The 22,670-nt window shown below is 40.4% G+C and carries 23 protein-coding genes; 21 read left to right on the top strand and 2 right to left on the bottom strand.

Annotation, left to right across the window (positions count from 1 at the left end):
* Positions 1–107 precede the first annotated feature (107 nt).
* The 4 genes from ACDZ28_RS07840 to ACDZ28_RS07825 all read left to right on the top strand — a co-directional run bounded on the left by ACDZ28_RS07840 (position 108) and on the right by ACDZ28_RS07825 (position 6,655).
* On the top strand, positions 108–458 hold the full coding sequence (locus tag ACDZ28_RS07840) for an ArsR/SmtB family transcription factor (protein ID WP_375104413.1): 351 nt from the start codon (positions 108–110) through the stop codon (positions 456–458).
* Positions 459–590: 132 nt separating this feature from the next.
* A complete protein-coding gene (gene rlmH, locus ACDZ28_RS07835) occupies positions 591–1,070 on the top strand; it encodes a 23S rRNA (pseudouridine(1915)-N(3))-methyltransferase RlmH (RefSeq protein ID WP_339288661.1) in 480 nt (159 codons plus the stop codon).
* Positions 1,071–1,298: 228 nt separating this feature from the next.
* Complete coding sequence (locus tag ACDZ28_RS07830) at positions 1,299–3,773, top strand: site-specific DNA-methyltransferase (protein ID WP_375104412.1); 2,475 nt, start codon at positions 1,299–1,301, stop codon at positions 3,771–3,773.
* Entirely contained in the window at positions 3,770–6,655 is a 2,886-nt protein-coding gene (locus tag ACDZ28_RS07825) for a DEAD/DEAH box helicase (protein ID WP_375104411.1), read from the top strand. Before ACDZ28_RS07830 ends, ACDZ28_RS07825 begins: the two co-directional genes overlap by 4 nt.
* A gap of 139 nt (positions 6,656–6,794) precedes the next feature.
* Here the strand turns inward: ACDZ28_RS07825 and ACDZ28_RS07820 are convergent, their stop codons facing one another.
* On the bottom strand, positions 6,795–7,982 hold the full coding sequence (locus tag ACDZ28_RS07820) for a competence protein CoiA family protein (protein WP_375104410.1): 1,188 nt from the start codon (positions 7,980–7,982) through the stop codon (positions 6,795–6,797).
* 251 nt (positions 7,983–8,233) lie between these two features.
* Between ACDZ28_RS07820 and ACDZ28_RS07815 the strand changes: the two genes are divergently transcribed.
* Positions 8,234–8,611, top strand: a complete 378-nt coding sequence (locus ACDZ28_RS07815; RefSeq protein WP_375104409.1) for a hypothetical protein — start codon at positions 8,234–8,236, stop codon at positions 8,609–8,611.
* A 60-nt stretch (positions 8,612–8,671) separates the two neighbouring features.
* Entirely contained in the window at positions 8,672–8,902 is a 231-nt protein-coding gene (locus ACDZ28_RS07810; protein ID WP_375104408.1) for a hypothetical protein, read from the top strand.
* Here the strand turns inward: ACDZ28_RS07810 and ACDZ28_RS07805 are convergent.
* On the bottom strand, positions 8,899–9,270 hold the full coding sequence (locus ACDZ28_RS07805; protein WP_375104407.1) for a helix-turn-helix domain-containing protein: 372 nt from the start codon (positions 9,268–9,270) through the stop codon (positions 8,899–8,901). The two genes, ACDZ28_RS07810 and ACDZ28_RS07805, sit on opposite strands and share 4 nt — an antisense overlap.
* Positions 9,271–9,887: 617 nt before the next feature.
* Between ACDZ28_RS07805 and ACDZ28_RS07800 the strand changes: the two genes are divergently transcribed.
* From ACDZ28_RS07800 to ACDZ28_RS07730, 15 genes are all read left to right on the top strand, one after another.
* Positions 9,888–11,285, top strand: coding sequence for a stalk domain-containing protein (locus ACDZ28_RS07800; protein ID WP_375104406.1), 1,398 nt, complete (start codon positions 9,888–9,890; stop codon positions 11,283–11,285).
* A 90-nt stretch (positions 11,286–11,375) separates the two neighbouring features.
* The gene (locus tag ACDZ28_RS07795) at positions 11,376–11,843 is read left to right on the top strand and encodes a hypothetical protein (RefSeq protein ID WP_375104405.1); all 468 of its coding nucleotides are present in this window, start codon (positions 11,376–11,378) and stop codon (positions 11,841–11,843) included.
* 335 nt (positions 11,844–12,178) lie between these two features.
* Positions 12,179–13,552, top strand: a complete 1,374-nt coding sequence (locus ACDZ28_RS07790; RefSeq protein WP_375104404.1) for a hypothetical protein — start codon at positions 12,179–12,181, stop codon at positions 13,550–13,552.
* A 194-nt stretch (positions 13,553–13,746) separates the two neighbouring features.
* On the top strand, positions 13,747–14,196 hold the full coding sequence (locus ACDZ28_RS07785; protein ID WP_375104403.1) for a hypothetical protein: 450 nt from the start codon (positions 13,747–13,749) through the stop codon (positions 14,194–14,196).
* Between the two features lie 12 nt (positions 14,197–14,208).
* Positions 14,209–14,790 (top strand): hypothetical protein, encoded by a 582-nt coding sequence (locus tag ACDZ28_RS07780; RefSeq protein WP_375104402.1) that lies wholly within the window; start codon positions 14,209–14,211, stop codon positions 14,788–14,790.
* A gap of 187 nt (positions 14,791–14,977) precedes the next feature.
* Complete coding sequence (locus ACDZ28_RS07775) at positions 14,978–16,369, top strand: phage/plasmid primase, P4 family (RefSeq protein WP_375104401.1); 1,392 nt, start codon at positions 14,978–14,980, stop codon at positions 16,367–16,369.
* A gap of 293 nt (positions 16,370–16,662) precedes the next feature.
* Positions 16,663–17,241: a hypothetical protein gene (locus ACDZ28_RS07770; protein WP_375104400.1), complete on the top strand. Its 579-nt coding sequence runs from the start codon at positions 16,663–16,665 to the stop codon at positions 17,239–17,241.
* A gap of 3 nt (positions 17,242–17,244) precedes the next feature.
* Positions 17,245–17,607 carry a hypothetical protein gene (locus tag ACDZ28_RS07765; RefSeq protein ID WP_375104399.1) on the top strand — a complete coding sequence of 121 codons (363 nt, stop codon included), beginning with the start codon at positions 17,245–17,247 and terminating at the stop codon, positions 17,605–17,607.
* Between the two features lie 97 nt (positions 17,608–17,704).
* Positions 17,705–18,121, top strand: coding sequence for a hypothetical protein (locus tag ACDZ28_RS07760; protein WP_375104398.1), 417 nt, complete (start codon positions 17,705–17,707; stop codon positions 18,119–18,121).
* Entirely contained in the window at positions 18,118–18,585 is a 468-nt protein-coding gene (locus ACDZ28_RS07755; protein WP_375104397.1) for a RadC family protein, read from the top strand. Before ACDZ28_RS07760 ends, ACDZ28_RS07755 begins: the two co-directional genes overlap by 4 nt.
* Positions 18,586–18,906 carry a DUF960 family protein gene (locus ACDZ28_RS07750; protein ID WP_375104396.1) on the top strand — a complete coding sequence of 107 codons (321 nt, stop codon included), beginning with the start codon at positions 18,586–18,588 and terminating at the stop codon, positions 18,904–18,906. It abuts the gene before it with no gap.
* A gap of 149 nt (positions 18,907–19,055) precedes the next feature.
* Complete coding sequence (locus ACDZ28_RS07745; protein WP_375104395.1) at positions 19,056–19,277, top strand: hypothetical protein; 222 nt, start codon at positions 19,056–19,058, stop codon at positions 19,275–19,277.
* A gap of 18 nt (positions 19,278–19,295) precedes the next feature.
* The gene (locus ACDZ28_RS07740; RefSeq protein WP_375104394.1) at positions 19,296–20,843 is read left to right on the top strand and encodes a recombinase family protein; all 1,548 of its coding nucleotides are present in this window, start codon (positions 19,296–19,298) and stop codon (positions 20,841–20,843) included.
* Positions 20,824–21,609: a recombinase family protein gene (locus ACDZ28_RS07735; protein ID WP_375104393.1), complete on the top strand. Its 786-nt coding sequence runs from the start codon at positions 20,824–20,826 to the stop codon at positions 21,607–21,609. Before ACDZ28_RS07740 ends, ACDZ28_RS07735 begins: the two co-directional genes overlap by 20 nt.
* On the top strand, positions 21,606–22,577 hold the full coding sequence (locus ACDZ28_RS07730) for a recombinase zinc beta ribbon domain-containing protein (protein WP_375104392.1): 972 nt from the start codon (positions 21,606–21,608) through the stop codon (positions 22,575–22,577). Before ACDZ28_RS07735 ends, ACDZ28_RS07730 begins: the two co-directional genes overlap by 4 nt.
* Positions 22,578–22,670 lie beyond the last annotated feature (93 nt).

The raw sequence follows: 22,670 nt of genomic DNA, 5'->3' as shown, positions 1-22,670 counted from the left end.
TCGATTACTTACGAACAATTGAAATATAGCATGCGTTGATATAAAATGCAATTAGGAGCACCAATATTTTTTTCGCATTAAAAGTAGGACAAAGGGGATAATCATCCATGAAAATACTATTTCATCCGGACCGCAAGGACATTCAGCTTGCTTCCGTATTGTATGCGCTCAGCGATCCGATTCGCCTCCATATCGTATCGGATATTCATAGAAATGGAGAACAGGCTTGCAACGGCTTCAACGTTCCGATCGCCAAATCCACCATGTCTCATCATGCCCGTACGCTGCGCGAGTCAGGGGTTGTGTTTACGCGGGTTCAAGGAACCCAGCGCATACTGTCGCTGCGAACGGAGGATCTTAACGCAAGGTTCCCAGGTTTGCTGGATTCTATATTGTGTGCTTATGAAGCTGGGGAAAAGCCGGATTTTGCAATGGAGGAGCGGGAGGAGAGTAAGTAGGGGATGGATTGTCTGAAGAATAGGACATTTAAGGAATGCGAAAGATTAGGAAGCTACTTGCTAAAACTACAAGGGACGGCCTATTGCGCGTCCTTTTGCTATTTCTATAGAGGATTTTGACAGGAGGCACTTATGCTTATTCAAATTATTGGCGTAGGAAAATTGAAGGAAAAGTACTTGATTAATGGCATCGCGGAGTATGCTAAACGGCTGACACCGTACCTGAAGTTTCAGATGATTGAGGTGGCAGATGAAAAAGCACCCGACTCTCTAAGCGAAGCAGAGGTCGGTATTGTTAAGGCACGCGAGGGGGAACGCATCCTCGCGCACATAAAGAGCGAGGCGCATGTCATTGCGCTCGCGATTGACGGCAAGCTATGGAGCTCGGAAGAGCTTGCCGCAGAAATTGACAGGCTCGGCACCTACGGGACGAGCCATGTCGTGTTCGTCATCGGAGGGAGCCACGGGCTCTCCGATGAGGTCATGCGCCGCGCGCAGCAGCGCATGAGCTTTGGGCGCATGACGCTGCCCCATCAGCTCATGCGCCTGGTGCTGGTGGAGCAGATCTATCGCGCGGTGAAGATAAATCGGGGGGAACCGTATCATAAGTGACGGCTAAATTTTTAATGATTAGTATAAGTAAACTAAGTTGACAGTGGGATTTGGAATGCTTCAGACGGATGTACTCCTATTTAAACTGAGTAATACATATAAATTAATAAAAGGATTATTCTAGCATTGTTATATCACTTATCGCTGATTTTAAAGACTTGTAGTAAGATGTAAGTGCAACTCTATATACTGATGAGATGCTATTGAGTTATATAGGAGTGAAATTGTATGGCGCATTTAGAGGATGTAATAAGTGAGATTCAGGATCCGCGTTTACGTGAAAAAATATTATCTGAAGTAAGAAAGTTAAAAAATGAAAAGAAATTCGGCCTTGTTTTTGAAGACCACATGCCAGAGTTGATACCTTTATATAACTCTCAAATAAAAAAAGGAGTAAGAATCGCCAAAAAGACTGAATCAATGGACGAGACCTATAAAGTTCAATCAGTAGCAGATAGTATGGTAAATTGTTTACGTGAAAGTGATAATGTTTTGGAATCACTTTCCATTGAAGAGGTAGTTGTTGTTAAAAGATTCGGGGAACCTATATATCCTACACTTGTACCAGTAGAAAGTATTATACGTAATTCGGAAAAGCCACATCATATTTTAATAGAAGCGGATAACTTTCATGCGTTACAATGTCTAGAATATACTCATCAGGGAAAAGTAGATTGCATTTATATAGATCCCCCCTATAATACTGGTGCTAGAGACTGGAAGTACAATAATAATTATGTTGATAATACAGATCAGTGGAAACATAGTAAATGGTTATCCTTTATGCAAAAAAGACTTCTGTTGGCGAAAAGGATTCTCAGGCCTGATGGTGTTCTTATTGTTACAATTGATGAACATGAGATTCATAACCTTGGGGTTTTATTAGAACAAATTTTTCCTTCTCATCTTCGGCATACAGTAACTATTGTTATGAATCCAAAAGGGACCGGAAAATTGAATTTTGCACGTGTTGATGAGTACGCAATATTTTGTGTGCCTAATCTTGGTGAGAGTATTATTGTGGGAAAGCCAACAAAACCCTTTGTGAAAGTTGATCATCTACAAGCAGAAGAAGTGAGTAAAGATTTTGGGAGCAACGATGACTTTGAAGATGAATTAATTGAAGAAGATATTTTTGAAGATGGTGACATGGACTTTGTATCAGATTTACCGTTTCCAGAAGAAGAAATTGACCTTTGGGAATTACGACACGCACGTCGACGTGGTGGGGAATCAAGTTATCGCCATCAAAGAAAGAATCAATTCTATGCGCTTTACCTAGATCCTCATTCAAAAAAAATTGTAAAAGCAGGGGAATCCTTATTGCCATTAGAGTTGCAGCCCACGTTTGAAATGGTCGATGGATTAGTTCCAATTTGGCCGATTGATGCTGAGGGTAATCAAAGATGTTGGAGGTTTATCCCCTCCAAAATGCAATCACTTATTAATGAAAGACGGGTAGTTCTTGGACGTTTTAATACAGTAAGGCAAACATGGACTGTGAATATATGGGAGAGAACTCCTACAACACAAAAGTTAAAGACTGTTTGGTGGGATTCTCTTCATGATGCAGGTACACATGGAACTACTCACTTAAATAATGTTCTTGGAAGAAGAGATGCTTTTCCATTCCCCAAATCTGTTTATGCAGTAAAAGACTGTATAGCTGCAGTCGTGCGTGATCGTCCAAACGCTATTATTGTTGACTTTTTTGCTGGCTCAGGTTCAACTCTTCATGCTGTCTCGTTACTTAATATGATGGATGATGGAAAACGCCAATGCATTTTGATTACCAATAATGAGGTTCAAGACCGACAAGCAAAAATACTAAAAAAACAAGGTCTTCAACCAGGCGATTCGAATTGGGAAGCCAATGGTATTTGTCAGTCTGTAACTTTTCCTAGGTGTAAATACATTTTAAATGGATATAGAGACGATGGAACAAAGCTAAGCGGCGAAATGTTCACAGGGAGAAAAATAAGAGTAGATGTACCAAGAGTATTTAGACCATTGTCCTTTACAACATCAGATCAGTTGATAAAGCTACAAGCTAAAAAACAATTAGCTGCTGTTATTGGAATAACCCAAAGTAAGATAGACAATAGTCCATGGTATTTACAGAAAGATGAAGAAATTTCTGTTTTATTCGACATGGAAAAACTTGAGGATTATTGTAAGGAAGTTTCACAATATGGGGGTCATCTAACGACTATTGTCTTAACTCTTCCAAATAATAAGGCTTTTAAGTTGGCGAAAGAACGCATAATGGCATCACTTCCACCATTATATAAAGATATTGATGAAGTTCAGTCTCTCTCTGATGGTCTTGATGAGAATCTTGATTATGTAAGATTAGATTTTCTTGATCCAACTAATGTTGAACTTGGTCACGAATTCTCTCGTATACTGCCTCTTCTTTGGATGATGGCTGGCGCTATTGGTCCTATACCAAATGTAATTGGTAATGAGGACTATTTATTTCCGAAAGATTGTCCCTTTGCAGTACTTATTAATGAGACTGCATTCCCACAGTTTAGAAAAGAAATAGGGCTACATCAAGATTTGAGTTATGTGTTCTTAGTGACTGATTCCAATGAGGCATTTTTGGCAATGCAAGAAGAAATTAATTCGCCGAATGTTATTCAACTTTATCGTAATTATCTTGATAACTTCCGCATTAATACAGGGGAGGTAAGAAAATGAATATTCGCCTAATGGATTTTCAGGAAGAGTATGTTGTTGAACTAACAGAAAAACTAAAAAAGGCAAAAAGATATGTTGCTGAGGGAGAAACCGAAGCAGTTCTCCTTTCCGCCCCTACGGGTTCAGGTAAAACCGTTATGATGACGGCTCTAATAGAGAGTGTATTTATGGGCGTAGAGGGGTTTGCCAGTGAACCAGATGCAGTTTTTTTATGGTTGTCGGATCAACCTGAACTAAATGAGCAATCTCGCAAAAGAATCTTCAAAGCCTCAGGAACATTAAGGGCCCATCAGTTAAAAGTGATTGGTCCAGATTTTGATGAGGAAGTATTCGAAGGAGGCCATGTGTACTTCTTAAATTATCAAAAATTGGGAAAAGATAAAAACCTCACGACCAAAGGTGATAATCGTACATGGACTATATGGAATACGATTGAAAACTCATCAAAGCGTCTAAACGACCGTTTTTATATAGTAATAGATGAAGCACACCGTGGAATGAATAAAACCTCTGCTCAAGAAACAGAGGCAATAACCATAGTCCAAAAATTTCTACTAGGCTCAAAGGAGATCTCTCCAATTTCATTGATAATCGGGATATCCGCTACTCCAGATCGTTTTGTGAAACTGGTTGGAACAAGCGAAAGACATTTATATAAAGTGAATGTAGATGTCGAAAAAGTAAGGCAGTCGGGATTACTAAAGGAACGACTAGTAGTACGTATTCCAGACGACAAACAACCGAATGATTGGTCCTTACTTAAGGCAGCTGTTTATCGTTGGAAGGTTATGCGTGATGAATGGCACAGATATTGCGTGCACCAAAAATTAGATATAGTAAGCCCTATAATGGTTATCCAAGTTGAAGATGGTACAACTGGTAAGATAACTAAAACAGACTTAGAACTTGCGGTCAGCATCATAGAAGAAGAAGTAGGATCATTGAAAGACGAAGATTTAGCTCATAGTTTTCAGGAGGATAAGGAGCTATTAACAAATTCCCATAGAATAAGACATTTAGAAGCATCCAAAATTGATGCAGATGACAATATTAAATTTATCTTTTTTAAGATGGCTCTTACTACGGGGTGGGATTGTCCTCGTGCTGAAGTCATGATGTCCTTCCGAAGAGCACAGGATGCAACATTAATTGCACAACTTATTGGGCGAATGGTAAGAACACCTCTTGCCCGGAAAGTAGAAGGAAATGAATCATTGAATGATGTGCATTTATACTTGCCTTATTATGATAAAGTGAATTTAAATGCAGTGATTGAAAAGCTAAAAGGTGATTCGGAAAATGTTCCAGCAACTGAAATAAAACTGGCTTCAGATTTAATAGAACTAAGATTAAATGAATTCTCTTACAGTGAAATTAATAGAAACGGCGAATCTCTTTTAGAGACAGATTATAGAGATTCATTGTTCGAGTATCAAGATTTTGATTCTAACGACAGTTCGCAGGAATTAGGATATCCTATATCTCAAGTTAAAAAATTGGGATTACAAGAAAGAGGGAGTATGTCACCCTCAATAAAGGATATCGAAACGGAAGATCAGAATTCTGAATGCCATTTAGAGAATCCATTAACTAAAGAATTCGAACAACAAGAATTAAATAGTGCTACTGAATTTATAGCTTTTAAAAAAGATGATTTACTTTTAACGGACCAAGAAAATTCTTTATACAAAGTGGGAGAGTCGAACGAGGTCCAGCCCCCTATTATAAGAGAAAAGCCTAATAGTAAAGGAATATCGATACTAACAATGGACATTTTTTCATCCTTAAGTTGTCTCCCTACCTATACTTTTCGACAAGGTAGGAAGATACCGGATATTCGTCGCTTATTACGTTTTTCTTATTTACTTACAGTCCTTCATGATATAGATAAGGAGGCATTAGCTGATTCTAGATCAATAATTATTAATACTCTAATTCAAAAAAGGAATCAGCTACTACAGGCCAATCCTGAATTTCGACAAGCGATTGAGGAACTTTCTGTTATTACGGTGAAGCCCCTGATAATAGACCAAAGTACATTTGAGGTTAGAGAGAGCGTACAAGAGACAATTGAAGTTACAGAAAAAAATGTTGATGACTTGTTTAGATTAGCCAAACAAAGACTAGGTAATGAACTATGTTTAGAATACCTACGAAAGAACTATGACGAAAGTGCACCATATAGAGCAAAGTTGGAGCTGTTTCTTTTATTACAGAGAGAAGAAATATGGTCAGAGCTTCAATCTACTGCAAGATCACAAATCAAGACCTTGCGAGATAGAAATCATAGCTCAATAGCAAATTTACCAAGTAGTAAGAGACAAGTTTATGACGAAATATGGGCATCTGCACGAATTCCTGAGGCAGGAATGTTAGTTCTAACTGATAGTGTTTCTTTGCCTAAATCAGAAAATGGTAGGATATACAAAAAACACTTGTTCAGTGACACCAATGGGGACTTCAGAACAGAACTTGGAAACTGGGAAGAGGAAGTCTTGTCTAGAGAACTAGAGGGTTGTCTTGCATGGCTTAGAAATGTTCCTAGAAAATCATGGGCCCTCTGTTACGTCTATGAATATGGTGGTGAATGGAAGCCGGGTTATCCTGATTTCATTATTATAAGACGTGGTACAGATGGGATGGTCATAGATTTACTTGAACCGCATACAGGAAGTTTAGCAGATGCAGCAGCCAAAGCCAAAGGGTTAGCGTCGTTTGCACGTGATCACGGTCTTGCATTTGGTAGAATAGAGATGCAACGTGTTGAGGATAGAAGAATTTTAAGGTTAGACTTCAATAATCCAGAAATTAGGATTCGCGCTCTTCGGTTAAACAATAATCAAGAGCTTGATAATTTGTTTGAGGATTACGCATGTTTATAAAAGTTAGGTCCTTGATTATTCTTTTTGTTTCTGTATTGGACTTGGGTGTGTAATAACAATTTCACATAAAACCACTCATTATGGAAAGAGTGGTTTTATGTATCGGATAGTCTTATATACAGGATTTTCTCCATTTTAATCAATCCTCGTTGTCCTCTAATCCATGTTCCAAGCGACTCCTGACAGACTTAAAAATTCGCTGTATATTACTTTTCCATTCTATATCATAATTAATTGGATCAATAAGATTATGAAAGCGGAATCCAATGACCCCTTCTTTTCCTTGTAGAGACTTACCAATAATCATTTCAGCGGGGTATGCAACTGATAGTACCTTTAGCAATTCGGCAAGAAGGATCTTTTCATTTAAAATAAGAAATTCTCGATTTGAATCATCCAATGCAAAGACCATTCTATGCTCCCTGACCTTTTTATAATTGGCTCCAAACATCTTAACTTTTCTTATTTCATGATCCCAGAGGGGCTTAACAGTTATATTTTTCATTTTATCTTGTATTTCATCAGGTACCCATGCACGTAAATCATCCGTGTAAAGAATATGGTCAACCACCCAATCCCACGCTTTAAGCTTTAGAGCTTTTTCAACTTTTTGAACTTCTTCTATTTGAATATTCTTACTAACAATTTCGCTTATTTCACGGTGGAAAGTATCTGTACTCGATTGTATGAACTTCGTTTGCAAATCTGAGAAATAATCAGGAATACATAATCGTTGAACTAGAAATACAAAAGTATTGTCGTCAACAGATTTAGGTACAAGTTCAAGGAAATTGACATTATGATCAATGAACCATTTCTGCTTTTCCTGTTCCATTTCATGAGTTACAAAAATCTCAAAAACGAAGCCAGTCTCTGATGCATCTTTCATTATACTTTTCTCATGCAGAAGCATAATGACATCAGCAATATAAGGTCCAATTCCTTTTTCAACTCTTGCCCCACGACTTTTATAAAATGAAGCAAGGGAGATAAGAGACAACGGGTATTCCTTCATACCGAGGCTGGAAAAAATGTTTTTTAGTTTAGGTGGAATGACTTCTAGTGGTGCATTAAATACAATATCAATTTTATTTTTTATACAATAAGCAAGGTAGTGCTTTGCATTAAAGTGGAGTATAGTTTCCTCGTTTGCTGAGCAATTAGAGCCTGGAGCATGAGCAAAGTGATGCTGACGCTCTTGTCCCTTTTTACTTTGGACTACTGCCGAACAAATAGGACAAGTATATGATTTTGAGTGGTCTATTCGTTCACTTATGTGCCTAAATACTTTATTGTCTTCCAGAGCTACTGCAAGTTTGATCGACATATAGTTTCTTCCAATCCATAAGTTAGTATTGCAATGATAACATTATCAGATCAAAGGTTGGATAAAATTTTGTATGATTTTCCCATAATACTAGGTTCAACCGAATTGTAACAAAGTATAAGTAGATATTATTATCATGTTAAGTATGTAAGGTACTTGCAAGAAAGGAGGACAAACCCCTATTCCTAAATCGGAGTAGGGGTCTTTTACATTTATATCTTCTCAAAAATATCAAAAAACGGAGGCTAACTATGAACAAGCAACAGCAACAACGGATTTTTGATTTTCTCAAAACATCATTAGATCCTGAAGGTACAATTCACTTTCTGGCATTAGCAGCAATAGAACAGGAAAGAGTTGAGCATCTGCAATCTGCCACCATCAAAGTAAGGGTGGCCCTAACCTATCATGAAGATCAATCCATAAATCCTTATTTTGACGGAAGCGATATGTATATTGAGATGACTCCCACTGAGATCCAGTTTACCAAAGAGGATGAGTGGGCAGATGGTCCACCAATTATGGAGGGTAGTCCAATTGAACTGGCGCTGGGGTGGGTTTCTGAATTGTCTCTACCGTTCTATGTTTCTTCGGAAGCTCAGGAAGCCTCAAATAGGGAAAGGGGGTGAACAGCCATAGAACGCCTGAGAGCCGAACATACCCGCCTGATTGAACATGAGGAGGACTTGTTGGCACAAACAGATACCTGTCAGCTAATTATGGTTCAATTATTGAGGTTTATCAGAGAGAGCAAGGAAACACTTCATCCAGAAATACTAAAAGAAATACTGCTGGCTGTACAAGCCATTGAATCACGCGTACAAGCTAAGCTTCTGGAAATTCGACTTGAAGATCTGATTTTAGAAAAACAACTACGTCAGAAAAGGGAACTTAACGACTCTGATTCCGGTGTTAGTTAATATTTGTTCCCTTCCCTACTCGTATCAAACGTCTCCAGCATATCCTTCACTATCCGATGTACCATGCGTACTTCTTCCAGGCTTCTCCCTCTTAGCAATGAATCATGTATTTTTAAAACCTGCTCTATTTCAGTTGCATCCTGTTCAGGGTCAAGATCATGAAACAGGAACGCCTCGGATGCTTCCACCTCAAGAACGTTCACTATCTTCTCCAACGTCAGTAAGGAAATATTTCGTTCCCCTCGTTCAACCCCACCTATATAGGTATCCTGCAACTCAGCACGGTGCGCGAGCTCCGCCTGTGAAAAGCCTCTTACCTTTCTGAGCCTACGTAATTTTGCTCCTACGAATTTAAGAAATTCAGACATTCGTACCACCTCTTATCCCGATAGTAGTGAAGGAATAGAAAGGCAAGAAGGCTATTAAACTATAATATAGTATTGAATAAATACTTATAAGTTCTTATAATCGGTATATAGTACGTGAGTCCCAAGTTTTTACACTGTGATATCAGCTTTCCATCGGATGGTATTACACAATGTTATAAAACAAGATAAAGTATTATCTTTTCTTACAAAATCAAACCATATTACAACTACAAGGAGGCTCATCCCATGATTCTCATGAATGAAGGAGAAGTTCTTATTAAGTAAGGCAAGGCCAATCGTGCGCGTTTTACGCTCATTTCCCAAGGAGGGAAGCTCATCCTTAGCAATCAGCGGCTACTCTTTATAGGTCACGGTATGAATATAGGTGAAGGAACGATTTCAATGAATCTGGCCGATATTCTGCGATATAAAAAGTCCATAGCATCGTTCTTGATCCCTATACCAACTCTATAAAACTCACCCACCAAAACAGTAAAACCCACTGGTTCGTCGTTACAGGGCGAGGTAAGTGGAGTCGTGCAATTTCCAAATCCCTTTAACATCCATAAATACAACAACAGAGCATTGATAGGCTCTCAAACCGGAGGAATATACAGATGAAAGTAAAAAAACAAATTATCACTACACTTACCGTCGCTACAATGCTGCTCGCACAAGCTGGGACTGCCCTTGCAGACAGCACGATTAACGTGTATCTGAAAGGAAAACTACAAACCTTCGAACAATCGGCAATCATCAAGGACGGATCAACATTGGTTCCCATGCGGGCCATTTTCGAGGCACTAGGTGCAACGGTCAAGTGGGATGGCAAGCAGCAAATCATCGACGCTACAAAAGGTGACAAGGTCATCCGCTTGCAGATTGGTTGGAAAGGCGCTTGGATCGGGGAAACCAAAGTGGCATTGGATGCTGCTCCACAAATCATAAATGGCAGTACAATGGTGCCGCTACGCTTCATCGGTGAAGCTCTTGGTGAGAAGGTCGAATGGGATAGCCCTTCTCGTTCCGTCCTCATTTCAACTGACAAATCCCAGCTTCCGAAAGCGGATAGCGGCGTGTATAAAGGCTATGCCACTGTCATGCGGGATGCGATAAAGAGCGAAACGTCTACAGGTGTCAAGATGCCAGATGCTACCTATAAGATTCTGGAGAGTAACAGTGACGCGTTCTTTGCGACTAATCGGGACAAGTTCTCTCTCTACGACAAAGCAAAACAGGTAAGTTCAGCTAATATGTCAAAAAATCCAGCCCAGTACAGCTCCACAATTACTGAGGTTAATCGAATCCGAATCTTCGACGTACAGGAATTGGCCGCAAAAAATGGACAGATCACCACTATGGCCTATGGAGAGAATGAAAGCGGGGGCTTGTTCTTCCAGATTTTCTACGCTGGTTCTAAGAAGCTGGCTAAAGAAGATGTCATCGAAATGGTAGGGATTTCCGCAGGCAAGTCTCAAATCAGTGTGCTCAATCGTCTTGGCGTTCAGTATGATGCTCCTGTAACAGTTTTCGTAGCCGGTAATATCTTTACTGCTATAGAAGAGTATCAGTTACAGGCCAATCGCGGCAAAGGTCAGGCCATTGAGTTTGACGATGAGGCGCAAGCGCGTCTGGATAAAGGAACAGTGACGAGTTACACAGGCGAGATGGGTCTCGTGCAGGCGGCTGAGGACGGAGTGCTTAGCGAAGTACAGCGTCTAGTCGGAACAAACCATGTCGATGCTAACGCTCTACCCCAAAACCGGACTCCGCTGATGGCAGCAGCACTTAAAGGCAATGATGAAATCATCACTTATCTGCTGTCCCAGGGAGCCGACCCGAATTTAGGCTATTCCTTTACGTCACCGCTCAGTTCAGCAGCATACAGCGGAAAAGCTTCAACAGTGAAGCTGCTGCTTCAAGCAGGTGCAGTTCCAAATGACTTTGCCCTAAGTACGGCAAGGGATAATGGATATGCTGACATCCTGATGCTTCTGGAAGCTGCTACGAAGTAACCAGTCTTTATAAATTTAGAAGTCCCCATGTCGCTTCTAAAGGACATGGGGAATCTATAAATAATAGATAGTAGAACGGAGGCGTAGCACTTGGCAATTCTTTTTTTTGACATGCTGAGAAACAAGATAGACATGACAAAAGCGGAAGCAGCGGTGAGAAGAGCAGAGAAACAAGACAACAAGCGATTTCGTCAGGCACAGACGTTCTCAGATCGGCAAGTCACGATCAGCACTAAGGCTCAGTTGGAGGATGCTGTAAGCAAGAGATACGGTACCATCATCGTTGTAGGAGAGCTAGCTAAACACGTCAGCGCAGGTTATAAGGCCAAGCATAAACTGGCTGCGTTGGAGAAGACTCCTGCAGTAGTGTCGGCCGGAGCCTTAGCGGCTGTCGGCATAACGGAGTCTGTTGTCATAACCGCTATTATTGCGCTAGCCGTTATTCTAGTTGTTGCATTATTCAAAAATTACGATATTGATACCGATATTCAAATAACCAGTGAGCAAGGTGAATTACAGCCAAAAGTAAAACTAAAATTGGTTAAGAAAATAACTTAAACTCAATTCAAATATCCCTAAGTCCTTTGAGACTCAGGGATATTTCTTTATTACATGGATAAAAAATACATATAGTTTATAGAAAAAAATTCAATTTAAGAAATAAGTATCTCGTTTGGATAAGAATCTATTCCCCTTATGCAAACGTGTTAAGAATCCATAACCTATAGAAAAGTTAAATAAACTTCTAATCGATTATAGGAAGATGCTGAAGAGTCTTACTTAGTATTTCAATACAAGTTAGCGCAATAAATGTATGTGTTATTATTGTTGTAATAAGCTGAGTAGTCATCTGCTATTAAAGAACTCATTAAAACATACTGGGAGGATGCCCCATGAGTCGTGGAAATAAAGAGCATTATGGAAATGCAGATTTAAAGGAACTATTGAGTGATTTAGGATGGGGTAGTTCATCCTTCGATAATAGATTCAAACGATTTTGTGAGGTGTATGGTTTTGACGACCAGGGTTATAATATGTTTAAAAAAGACCCTGAAGATCAGTTGAGTGAGTATGAGTTTAGTTGGGAGTGGTATCCTCTTTTCCGAGTGATATTGAAGTCTCTCCCAGAACACCCCTTTTTTCGAGAAAACCGTCAAATTAATAATATTAGTGTGGAGGATATAGGCTCTTACTACACAAGTCTTTTCAATGAAATTGAAAAAATGCCAAACCATTTAAAATATGAAATAATGTCTCACCCCTTGTATCAAAATGCGTTAAAGGAATCGTATGCGGCTACTCATTTGTCCAATAAGATTGCTGAATCTATTGCAGCGATCGAGCTCATCACGAAGCAGGAGCGAGCAGACATTATGATTCAAATTTATCAGCAACTAGATGAGTGGACATACAATGCTTTTAAGCATAATTATTCCCTGGACCTCGCTCGTTCGGGATATCATGATAATAACCAAGAGCTATTAACTCGAATGATCGACGATGACAATTGCAAAAGTCCAGATTTAAAAGAGGAAAATGAAGCATTAAGAGCTCAATGGCTTCAAGAAGAGGAGTACAAAAGGGTAGAAGCAAGACAATCACAAATTGACTCTCTGCTTGTTCACATATTACGACGCTATCTTACAAACGATAAAATACCTCAACCTGCAGGCAAATTATCAGCTGAGGAAAAGCGGTCGCGCCTTAAACTTCAAATTAAAAAGAAGGAAGAGAAACAGAATATCTTGGAATTAGTTGAGAGTCTATCCCTACAAAATAAGGAAGACAGAAAACGAAACAAAAAGACTATTGAGGAAATACAAAACTTCCGCTTTGCATATGAACAGTTTTTAGAAAAGACATCTTTATTGAACGAAACCCAAATGGGACAAATCGATTCGATGAAATTAAAAATTGAGAGTTGCAGTTATATTGAACGATCTGCTAGATCTACAATTCAAAGTGTACGGAATGAAGTTAACAATTTCAGCGAAGAGCAAATTGAAACAGCCAAAAGAGGTTATATAGAGAGGCGCAAGGCGTATCTTGAAGATGTGATTAACAATTGTAAGGAAGAGCTTGCAAATCTAGAGAGCGGTAATACGAGCATCAAGGACGTGGCAAACTTTGAACAGGAAATCCAAAACGAATACCTGAAGTTTTGCGATAAAGTTGGAATTTACGCCTATCAATATCAAGAAGCAAGCAGTTCCTTCATAGGCCAATTGATCATGGCACCCAGTTTTAAACTACGAAAAGATAAATAAATATTTTTTAAGGGCACATTTACTGTGCTCTTATTTTTTTGTCCCCAACTTTTAAATGAATGATGGGTGGAAAATGAGAAAGTAGCCTGTCTAACTTATATTTAGGTAGCAAGCAAATAACACAGCAATATTAAAGGAGGAACCAAACCATCGAGGATAAAATCAAAACCAACCAAAACCGACAGGAACAGAACTTGGATGGCTGCAAGTCCATACACATTCTCGTTCGTGAGAAGGGTATCAAAGGAGCACTTCGAGAGATTAATAAGAAACTTGTTGATCGGCTTGGTGTTATGTCGCTTGGCATTAGAACGGTTAAGGATAACAGCATTTTTTGTATGGCTGATTTTCAAATCACTCTCGATGTAGCAGGGAAAACAGAAGGGCATAAGGCTGCTATGAAACGTGTGGTACATGACAGCCTTGAAGTTTTTGAACATGTAGAAAGCGATAATAAGTTACGTTTTACATCTTATCGTGGTGAAGGATCAATTGTTTTTGAAATAAAAGATATTCTTGAAATCGTCAATCATCGAGGCTCTGCAATCGTGAAGATCATGAAGCAAATTGGCATTTCTGACTATATGATTGATTTCGATATTGAAGTCAGACAGCCTTTATCGATGCAAAATTACATTAATTAGGAGGGTTTAACTATGCACAAAATGAATGTTAGCGGCATTACTACTTTTGAATTAACCAAGGAAGTAGTTAACGAATGCATCAATTTAGACAAACTCTCAAAGGAACTCCCGATATTTGAAAAAAAAGAACGGACGTTACTAAGGTACAAGGATCATTTCGTAGAAAGCTACGTGGAGGAGGTAAGCCAGTTCCCTCCCACTCGATTTGCAGAGACTTCTATGATTCAAGTAGAAGGAATAGATACAGAGCCAGATGGAATCTTTGGACTTTACAGAGTGAAATTCAAGATTCCTGAGCTAATTGTAGGTGACTTAGCTAAATTCAATCGAGTGCGAGTGGCGGCTGATTCAGCAATAAAAGCTACTGCAAAACACTGGTATGTCAAAGACGAGTTGACCGAATTAGAAAGTCTTCTTCTGGTTATGGAACTGGAGGTTAACAGAGCCATTTCTAAGGCATTATATCGAACAAATGAAAGATTTATTCGATCAAATATTAATATAGGCACATGGTATTCTGTACGTTTTCTTACCGAGAATAACGAACCGTTGTTAACTGTTTGGCGCGTAAAGAACTGCATTCCTGCTTTTTGAATTTAATTTTTCAATAAGTACAAAAAGAATGGGTTGAGTGATTCTTTCTCAGATCTATTCTTCACTAAAATCGCTGCAAATAGTGTTGGTACATTGTTGCCACTTTAATTATGATGCTATTTGCAGCTACAACAGTTGTACCGATAGGTAATCTCTTCTCCAACGAAAGGAGGTGAGATCAAACTTCATGAATCAAACATCTCAAATTACTCTAGAAGATTGCACCGTTCCATTAGGTTTAAATCCCTTAGAAGGTGATGAAGTAAGTAGGCTTGAAGAGCGTGGCTTTCATTATGACGCTAACGGAAAAATTCGCTTTAATGCTAACATCTTCACTGCTTATTTCCTATCGCGAGTAAACCTTGTACGTCACAAAGGTGCCTATTATATTTTTCGAAAATCAGGAAAATATCTGGATATTTGTGAAGATGATTTGCTCCGGATTACTCGGCAAATTATTCATGAGGCTAAAAAAAATATATACCAGACCAATTTTAGCCGAGAGTACTTGCAGGTGCTCAAACTTGAGACGCCTCAAGTGGAATCTTTGGATTCATTCAAGCATCTTATTAATTTAAAGAATGGGATGTTGAACATGCTAACAGGTAAGTTGATACCTCATTCTCCTAAATACTACTCTACCGTACAGTTAGATTTAGAGTATGCCCCTCAGGAAGAAGCAAAGCGATTTAATCAGTTCATTACCGAGATTATGCTGCATGATGAGGACTTAATTTCTCTTCTGCAAGAAGTTGTCGGATATATTCTTTCATCAGAGACTCAAATTCAAAAAGCATTCTTTTTCGTTGGTGGCGGATCTAATGGAAAGGGCGTTTTGACAAAGATAATCACTCGACTGGTAGGTCAGCGGAACGTTTCCAACCTTACGCTGAACGATTTCGGTGATCGCTTTCGAATTGCCAATCTCGTAGGGAAAGCTGTAAATATTGCATCTGAAAATGAAGTTGGTCAGCGGGGACTTCAAAGTGAGAAGTTCAAGCAGCTTGTAGCTGGTGATGATGTTATCGTAGAGCGCAAATTTGAAATGCCATACAGCTTTACACCGACCTGCAAATTCCTATTTTCAGTAAATGCCCTACCTCGGACTACAGATCATTCACATGGGCTGTACCGAAGATTACAGCTAATTCCTTTTGATCTCGAAATTCCTGATGAAGAGCAGGATTTAAGATTAATTGAAAAACTAGAAGCTGAGCTACCAGGTATTCTTAACTGGGCCCTCGATGGTTTAGAGCGATTAAGAGAAAATAACTTTATCTTTACTGACTCTGAAAGGTCAAGGGCTCTTTTACGACGCTATAAGCAAGAGCAGAACCCATTACAAGTTTTTATAACAGAGTTTATCGATTCTGGCTCAAATAAAGAAGGACTGTTTCGAAGTGAAATACGCCAAACACTGAAAGCTTGGTGTTTGGACAACGGCGAAGATGAGCTATTGAGAATGTCTGCTCAAATGTTTTGGCCGCTGTTTAAAACAGTACTAGCAGAATTGGGATTACCACACGAAGAGAAGCAGTTTAATGGTAACTACCGCTTCAAGGGCTTGAAATGGAAGTAGCTGTACATCATTACGATTTCACTAGTATTTTGTACTGTAAGTGTTGATTAAGTGGTAAGCAGCGGAATGAAAAACCTTGCCCCACAAGGAAAAGTGTAAAAGTGTAGTGTAACGGAAGGAGAACTTGTTCTTATTTATCTTCTCTCCCAAGCTATCTCAACAGAAAAGAAATGCGATAGATTTCAATTCACTTTACACTTTTACACTTTTTCATAGATATCAATGAAATTTTTATTTTTGCATCACTTGCTCCACACTTTTTTTACACTCATATCGAAAAGAGGATGATTTCAATGGCAATTATAAAAAAACAAGCACCGTTAACTGAATCCATAGCAGAGGGGATATATAACGGTATGGTAAGAAGTACATTCTTGCTCCCTAACGTCCCAACCATAAATGGACCTAAGAATAAGTTAAGAATTTCTTATGAAATTGATTGTAACGGCACAAAGCAAATGGTCAGTGAAAGGTACGATGCTGACTTTTTCGAGGGAAGTAGGCTCTATAGTGTACTGGATGTCTTTCTAGAAGAAGTGCCTGAAGAATTAAACACTGACGTTCTCGTTGGTCTGGAATGCCGAGTTGTAATCGAACGGAGACAACTTTCTGATGGAAAGCCTTGGAATGGCGTTAAAGCGGTTTTGCCTCCCAGTTATGATGAGGAAATAATTTCACCGAGTCAAATTGCGTCACCGGTAACCTTGCCTCCAGTAGATTCACACACTACTAAAACAATGAAAAGGATGAAATCCCCGCTCTCAGCTGGTATTGCAACTGTGCTTGCCAAAAGGTCGGGGATAAAGACCCCATCTTCTTCTGATGTCGAACGTCTTTTCGAAGATGAAGAATTAGAAGGTCTTGAGGATTAATCCATGCCTAAATTACGACTCAATCAATCTAATGGTAGTTATATTTCCGAAGGTATATATCAAGCGGTTATTGATACCGTCTATGTTGATCGTGCAGTGAGGGTTGGGGATAATCTATACGATCAATTGGTTATCATTTATCAGGCAGCGGTTGGTCTGTACCTTCGAACGGTAAGGGAGAGATATTTTCTTCCTTACCGTGAAAACTGTCGACTAGCCGCTGTACTACACTCATTACTAGACTATGTGCCCGATCATTTTGATAGCAATCTTTTGATTGATAAGGATTGTTACATCAGAATCCAGCATAAAGAATTAGCCTCAGGTCAAACTTGGTGCTATGTCGATGAAGTTTTTCCAATGTGATTGAATCATAATGACCGTAAATAAAGAAGTTATAAACTTATATTATTCCTATAGAATCCTGATTCTTTCAGGAAAACTTCTATAGGAGATGAGTTCAATGCATACCATTACGAGTTACGAACATATTGGCATACTGCTCGAAAGCGACCAGTTTCCTGCTGTTGTGAAAGGATACCTAAGAACCGAATATGAAGTATTGCAAACGGCGCTCCATTATGATGAAGAACAGCCGTACTCAATGGAAACCCACGGGTACAGTATGGCCGTATTGGAATCTAAAGAAGGCAACGAGAGTCTATTAGTTGGTTCCCACGGTCTGGACCTGCTGAATTCGACTCCAGAGTACGTGGAACTGGTAGAACTGCTCGATGGAGTTTGTATGTACCGAGCCTGCCTAATGCCCGACAACGAGTATTTTCTGCTGATATACGCGCTTAGGGGCGCTTTAAAGCCAGAGCTGGAACAGTGGTTTGCGGAGCGATCTGGATGCCTGGCTAAGGAGGACTTCGAATGATTAACTCTAAGCCTAAACCAGCTAAGCGTATTGAGGTTATTTCTCTACGAATGGTACGTGAAAAAACATCGCTGCTCTATCCCAATCGTGTGATTCGCTCACCTCAAGATGCGGTTGACTTGTTCCGCCAATTCATCGGTGATTGTGATCGGGAATCCTTCTGTATCCTTTGCCTCAACACTAAAAATGAGCCAACTGCTATGCATCAAGTATCCTACGGGTCGCTTAATGCCTCAATTGTTCATCCCAGGGAGACTTTTAAGCTTGCGATCTTAGCCAACTCAGCTTCCATCATAGCCTGCCATAATCATCCGTCAGGTCAGCCAGATCCTAGCCCAGAGGACATTGAGATTACAGAGCGACTACGGGATAGCGGTTGCCTACTTGGCATTGATCTACTCGACCACCTGATTCTTGGAGAAGGTATTCAATTTACAAGCATGAAGGAAAGGGGACTGATGTAGATGTCTTATACATTTGATTCCCAGCGATACGTAACGCGAGGCGTAAAGAATGAGCTCAACCCTGAACTGCAACTGATTCTATGGGCGTTACTGGATGAACAAATCCTAAGCAACGTACAGATGGACTACCTTCAAGTATTTGATTTGACCACTGAGAACGAGGGAAGTCATAGGGTTCAACAGATCCTCCACTCTCAAGAGCAACCGGAACGTACAAAGACCTATAGTTATCCTGGCATTAATAAGCCTCTGCATGGTATTACCGTGTGGATAATTGATAGCGACGAGTACGTGACGATGCTCTTATCATCAGAATATTGAGAGGGTGGGACAGATGAATCCAAGGGTTATTAATCTCATTATCGTAGCGCTTCAAATAACTATCGAAATTATCAAAAGTAGTAGGAATCAAAAATAGATTGAACAAGCCTGTTTGTAAAGGGCAGGCATACTTTGAAGGGGGAAAAGCTATGAGCGAGGACTTCAATGTACAGTACGAATTTGAATCCGCTATTGATTTGCTCTCGGATATGGTCATCAACTACATTTCCAAGCAAGAAAGAAGAGTATCATACCGCGCAGAAGTTATGCTCTGGTTGGAACCGATCGAATTGCTGAAAATGGAAGAACTGGCCAACCATGAACTGACCTCACAACTTCTTGGGACAGCAGACTACCAAATGGTCGCCTGAGAATAGGAGGTCAACCTAATGGAATCAACAGTAGCCCTCTACATTCGGGTCTCCACAGATGAGCAGGTGGATGGTTACAGCATAGATGGTCAGATGGATATGCTAAAGGCATACTGTTTACGGCACAATCTAACGATATACAAATCGTATATAGATGCAGGAAAATCAGCAAAGTCGATTCAGGGTAGACCCCTTTTGCAGCAGTTACTTGTGGATGCGCAGCAGGGATATTTTCAAAATGTCTTAGTCTGGAAGCTTAATCGGCTTTCGCGCAACCATAGTGACTTACTGCAAATGGTGAAAACTCTTAATAAGAGCGATGTCGGAATAAAGAGCGTGACAGAAGATATTAATACAGATACGACGATGGGCAGCTTTGTCGTACAGGTGCTGAGTGCTATTGCTGAGTTAGAACGGGAACAGATTTGTGACAATGTCCGTTTAGCTGTACAAGAGCGCAATCGGCAGGGATGCTGGAATAGCGGGAATATGGTGCTCGGTTACCGGTGGCATAAAAATCCTGACCCTGGACAGCAACAGCTTGAAGTTGTGGAACCTGAGGCTGAGCTAGTCCGAACTATTTTTACCATGTATGCAGATGGATTAGGGTACAAGGCAATCACCAATCGACTAAATGCTGCAAGCTATCGGACCAAGAAAGGCCTAGCTTTTGGCATCGCAGCGGTGAGAGGCATCCTAACTAATCCCAACTACATCGGCAAAATACGCATTGGTACAAGCCAGCGCCATACAGGGGCTGAGGTACAACTGGTGGAGGGTGAACAAGAAGCAATCATAGCTTTGGAACTGTGGGAGCAAGTCCAAGCCAAGCTACGAAGTCGATCGAACCCACCATCGAAGATGATCAAACGGCATTTTCCATTGTCAGGATTGCTCAAATGTCCTGGGTGCGGGTGCAGCATGGTTGCGGCACACACGAAGAGCTATAACAAAAACGGGACAATTCGGAAGAACTACTACTATGTGTGCTCGATCTATAGGAGTAAGGGCTCCGCAGCGTGTAGCTTAAACGCGATTCGTGCAGATGATATGGATTGCTGGTTCTCTCAACAAATGCAGGAGCTTGTGACTAAACCCCCTTTGCTGAATCAAATCATCTCGGCAGTGAACGATAAGCGGGATCTAAGCCGTAAACCTCTTGAGGATGAAAAGAGAGGTCTGACTAAGGAGTTGGCTGCATTTGATCAGCGGCAGCAGAGATGCTTTGAGTTATTTGAAGGGGAGCATATTCCTCAGGAGGTCCTAGTCACGAGGCTTAAGGAACTCGAAGAGCAGAAGGCTGTTATGCAAGAGGCCCTACGAGGTGTTGAAGAAAAATTAGCTAATCAACAGATACAACTGGTAGATAGCAATAAGATTCTTACCGCACTGAATAATTTGTGGGCTATGGTCCAAACCTCCCCGCATGAACAGCAAAAAAAGCTGTTTAAGAGCTTATTTGATAAAATCACGCTCCCCCCTGACAAGGATATATCAAAAGCTGTCTTACATGGGAGCGCATCGTTAAATCATATACTACTCACAAATGACACGGAGGAATTATAATGCAAAACCAACAGCCAATCCGTTTAAATCAAGGCCAAGTCGTGCTGGAACTAGAGCGAACATTCTCATGCTAATGACTTCGGATAAGGTGCGTCGTGTTGCTATATACGTCCGTGTAAGCACGGAGGAGCAAGCTGAGCATGGTTATTCCATCGATGCACAACTCAAAACGCTGACAGACTACTCTAAGCTCTATAACTATGAAATCTACCGCGAGTACGTTGATAGAGGTATCAGTGGTAAGAGCATGGATAACCGCTTCGAGCTGCAGCAGATGCTTCAGGATGCTAAAAATAATTTATTTGATACCGTCTTGGTGTGGAAGTTTAATAGATTGGCGAGAAATGCTGAGCATCTTTCACAAATCGTCAATATACTGAATAAAAATAACGTTGCGTTTATGTCCATGACTGAACAGTTCGACACCTCAACGTCACACGGCAAATTCATGTTGCATATCATGGGGGCTGTAGGACAGCTTGAACGGGATACCATAGTTGACAATGTTAAGATGGGTCACAAACAACGTGCTAGGACAGGGAAGCACAATGGTAAGCTACCGCTAGGGTATCGAAGTGTAGAGGAGATCGTGGATGGCGTTCGGAGTCGGGAATCAAAAGTAGAGATTGTTCCTGAGGAAGAAGTCATTATTCTCAAGATATTTGAACGATTCGCTACCGGACGAGGATTTAAGTCGATCGCGAACGAACTCAACCATGAGGGTATGTTACTCGATCTGGTGGAGCCTTCTCCATCAGCGGTGTGAAGGAGATTCTGGACAATCCATTCTTTGTTGGAAGGATACGTTATGGAAGGTATGAAAACTGGAGTGAGAAAAGGCGTAAGGGCCTTAACACCATACTGGAGACTTTTGATGGGATTCATCCCGCTATTGTTTCGGAAGAATTATGGAACAAAGTGCAGTATTTACGTAAGAAAAAATCAGTGGTCTCCCTAAAGCGGTTCGATGGCGAGTTCCTGCTAACCTGGCTCATCCGCTGTCCAAAGTGCGGAGCGCCGATGGTAGCTAATCGGACTCAGAATCGTAAGAAGGACGGTAGTAAGGTCATGCGTCTATACTACTCTTGTAGCAACTTCCGTAACAAGGGGAGCAAGGTATGCAGCGCCAACAGCATTCGGAAGCTGGAGGCAGAGAATTATGTAATCGAACGGCTTAAAGAAGTATTAGCAAAGCCTCAAATTCTGAAGGCCATCGTGAAAAATATTAATGAAAGGAAAACGAAGCGTATCAAACCCCTCCAGCAGGAACTTGAGCATATTTTGGTTAAGATAACAGAGCTGGAGGGGAAGCGGCGAAAGTATTTTGACATGTACGAAATGAACGGTTTAGATAAGACGATGTTCTCCAAGCGGCTTGATGACATTGGTGAAGAACTGGAACGACTACATCTCAAAAAGGCGGAGCTGGCTGCTGAAATGAAAGACGACCATGCGGAGCCCGTCTCCTACGAAGTTGTCCGCGCTCTTCTAAACAAGTTCGATAAGCTACTGGACTCGTCATCCTTTGACCAACGAAAGACCTTAATGCATTTGGTCATCAAGCAAATTACAATCAAGGATTCAAAAACCATCGACCAAATCGATATGAACTTCGATGAGAATACGGTACACCATTTTTTAAACGCTGACCCTTCTGTGACCCATGCAGAAGGGTCTTTTGCTGGCCAGCTGAAGCGAGAGGTCGGAAATCTGTGTATCTCAGTTACTATTTAATCTCTATTTCACATCACACGATTCATTAGATTAACTGGAAGATTATTCTTGACACGCACCATCGGCTGTGCAACAATGGGATACAGATAAACA

The sequence above is a fragment of the Paenibacillus sp. RS8 genome (assembly GCF_041956825.1).
GTDB lineage: Bacteria > Bacillota > Bacilli > Paenibacillales > Paenibacillaceae > Paenibacillus_AQ.
This window is presented reverse-complemented; position numbering and strand designations above follow the sequence as displayed.

Excerpts from the sequence above, each read along its gene's own strand:
- ACDZ28_RS07840 (WP_375104413.1), top strand. The coding sequence starts at position 108 with ATGAAAATACTATTTCATCCGGACCGCAAGGACATTCAGCTTGCTTCC.
- rlmH (WP_339288661.1), top strand. The coding sequence starts at position 591 with ATGCTTATTCAAATTATTGGCGTAGGAAAATTGAAGGAAAAGTACTTG.
- ACDZ28_RS07830 (WP_375104412.1), top strand. The coding sequence starts at position 1,299 with ATGGCGCATTTAGAGGATGTAATAAGTGAGATTCAGGATCCGCGTTTA.
- ACDZ28_RS07825 (WP_375104411.1), top strand. The coding sequence starts at position 3,770 with ATGAATATTCGCCTAATGGATTTTCAGGAAGAGTATGTTGTTGAACTA.
- ACDZ28_RS07820 (WP_375104410.1), bottom strand. The coding sequence starts at position 7,982 with ATGTCGATCAAACTTGCAGTAGCTCTGGAAGACAATAAAGTATTTAGG.
- ACDZ28_RS07815 (WP_375104409.1), top strand. The coding sequence starts at position 8,234 with ATGAACAAGCAACAGCAACAACGGATTTTTGATTTTCTCAAAACATCA.
- ACDZ28_RS07805 (WP_375104407.1), bottom strand. The coding sequence starts at position 9,270 with ATGTCTGAATTTCTTAAATTCGTAGGAGCAAAATTACGTAGGCTCAGA.
- ACDZ28_RS07800 (WP_375104406.1), top strand. The coding sequence starts at position 9,888 with ATGAAAGTAAAAAAACAAATTATCACTACACTTACCGTCGCTACAATG.
- ACDZ28_RS07790 (WP_375104404.1), top strand. The coding sequence starts at position 12,179 with ATGAGTCGTGGAAATAAAGAGCATTATGGAAATGCAGATTTAAAGGAA.
- ACDZ28_RS07780 (WP_375104402.1), top strand. The coding sequence starts at position 14,209 with ATGCACAAAATGAATGTTAGCGGCATTACTACTTTTGAATTAACCAAG.
- ACDZ28_RS07775 (WP_375104401.1), top strand. The coding sequence starts at position 14,978 with ATGAATCAAACATCTCAAATTACTCTAGAAGATTGCACCGTTCCATTA.
- ACDZ28_RS07770 (WP_375104400.1), top strand. The coding sequence starts at position 16,663 with ATGGCAATTATAAAAAAACAAGCACCGTTAACTGAATCCATAGCAGAG.
- ACDZ28_RS07765 (WP_375104399.1), top strand. The coding sequence starts at position 17,245 with ATGCCTAAATTACGACTCAATCAATCTAATGGTAGTTATATTTCCGAA.
- ACDZ28_RS07760 (WP_375104398.1), top strand. The coding sequence starts at position 17,705 with ATGCATACCATTACGAGTTACGAACATATTGGCATACTGCTCGAAAGC.
- ACDZ28_RS07755 (WP_375104397.1), top strand. The coding sequence starts at position 18,118 with ATGATTAACTCTAAGCCTAAACCAGCTAAGCGTATTGAGGTTATTTCT.
- ACDZ28_RS07750 (WP_375104396.1), top strand. The coding sequence starts at position 18,586 with ATGTCTTATACATTTGATTCCCAGCGATACGTAACGCGAGGCGTAAAG.
- ACDZ28_RS07745 (WP_375104395.1), top strand. The coding sequence starts at position 19,056 with ATGAGCGAGGACTTCAATGTACAGTACGAATTTGAATCCGCTATTGAT.
- ACDZ28_RS07740 (WP_375104394.1), top strand. The coding sequence starts at position 19,296 with ATGGAATCAACAGTAGCCCTCTACATTCGGGTCTCCACAGATGAGCAG.
- ACDZ28_RS07735 (WP_375104393.1), top strand. The coding sequence starts at position 20,824 with ATGACACGGAGGAATTATAATGCAAAACCAACAGCCAATCCGTTTAAA.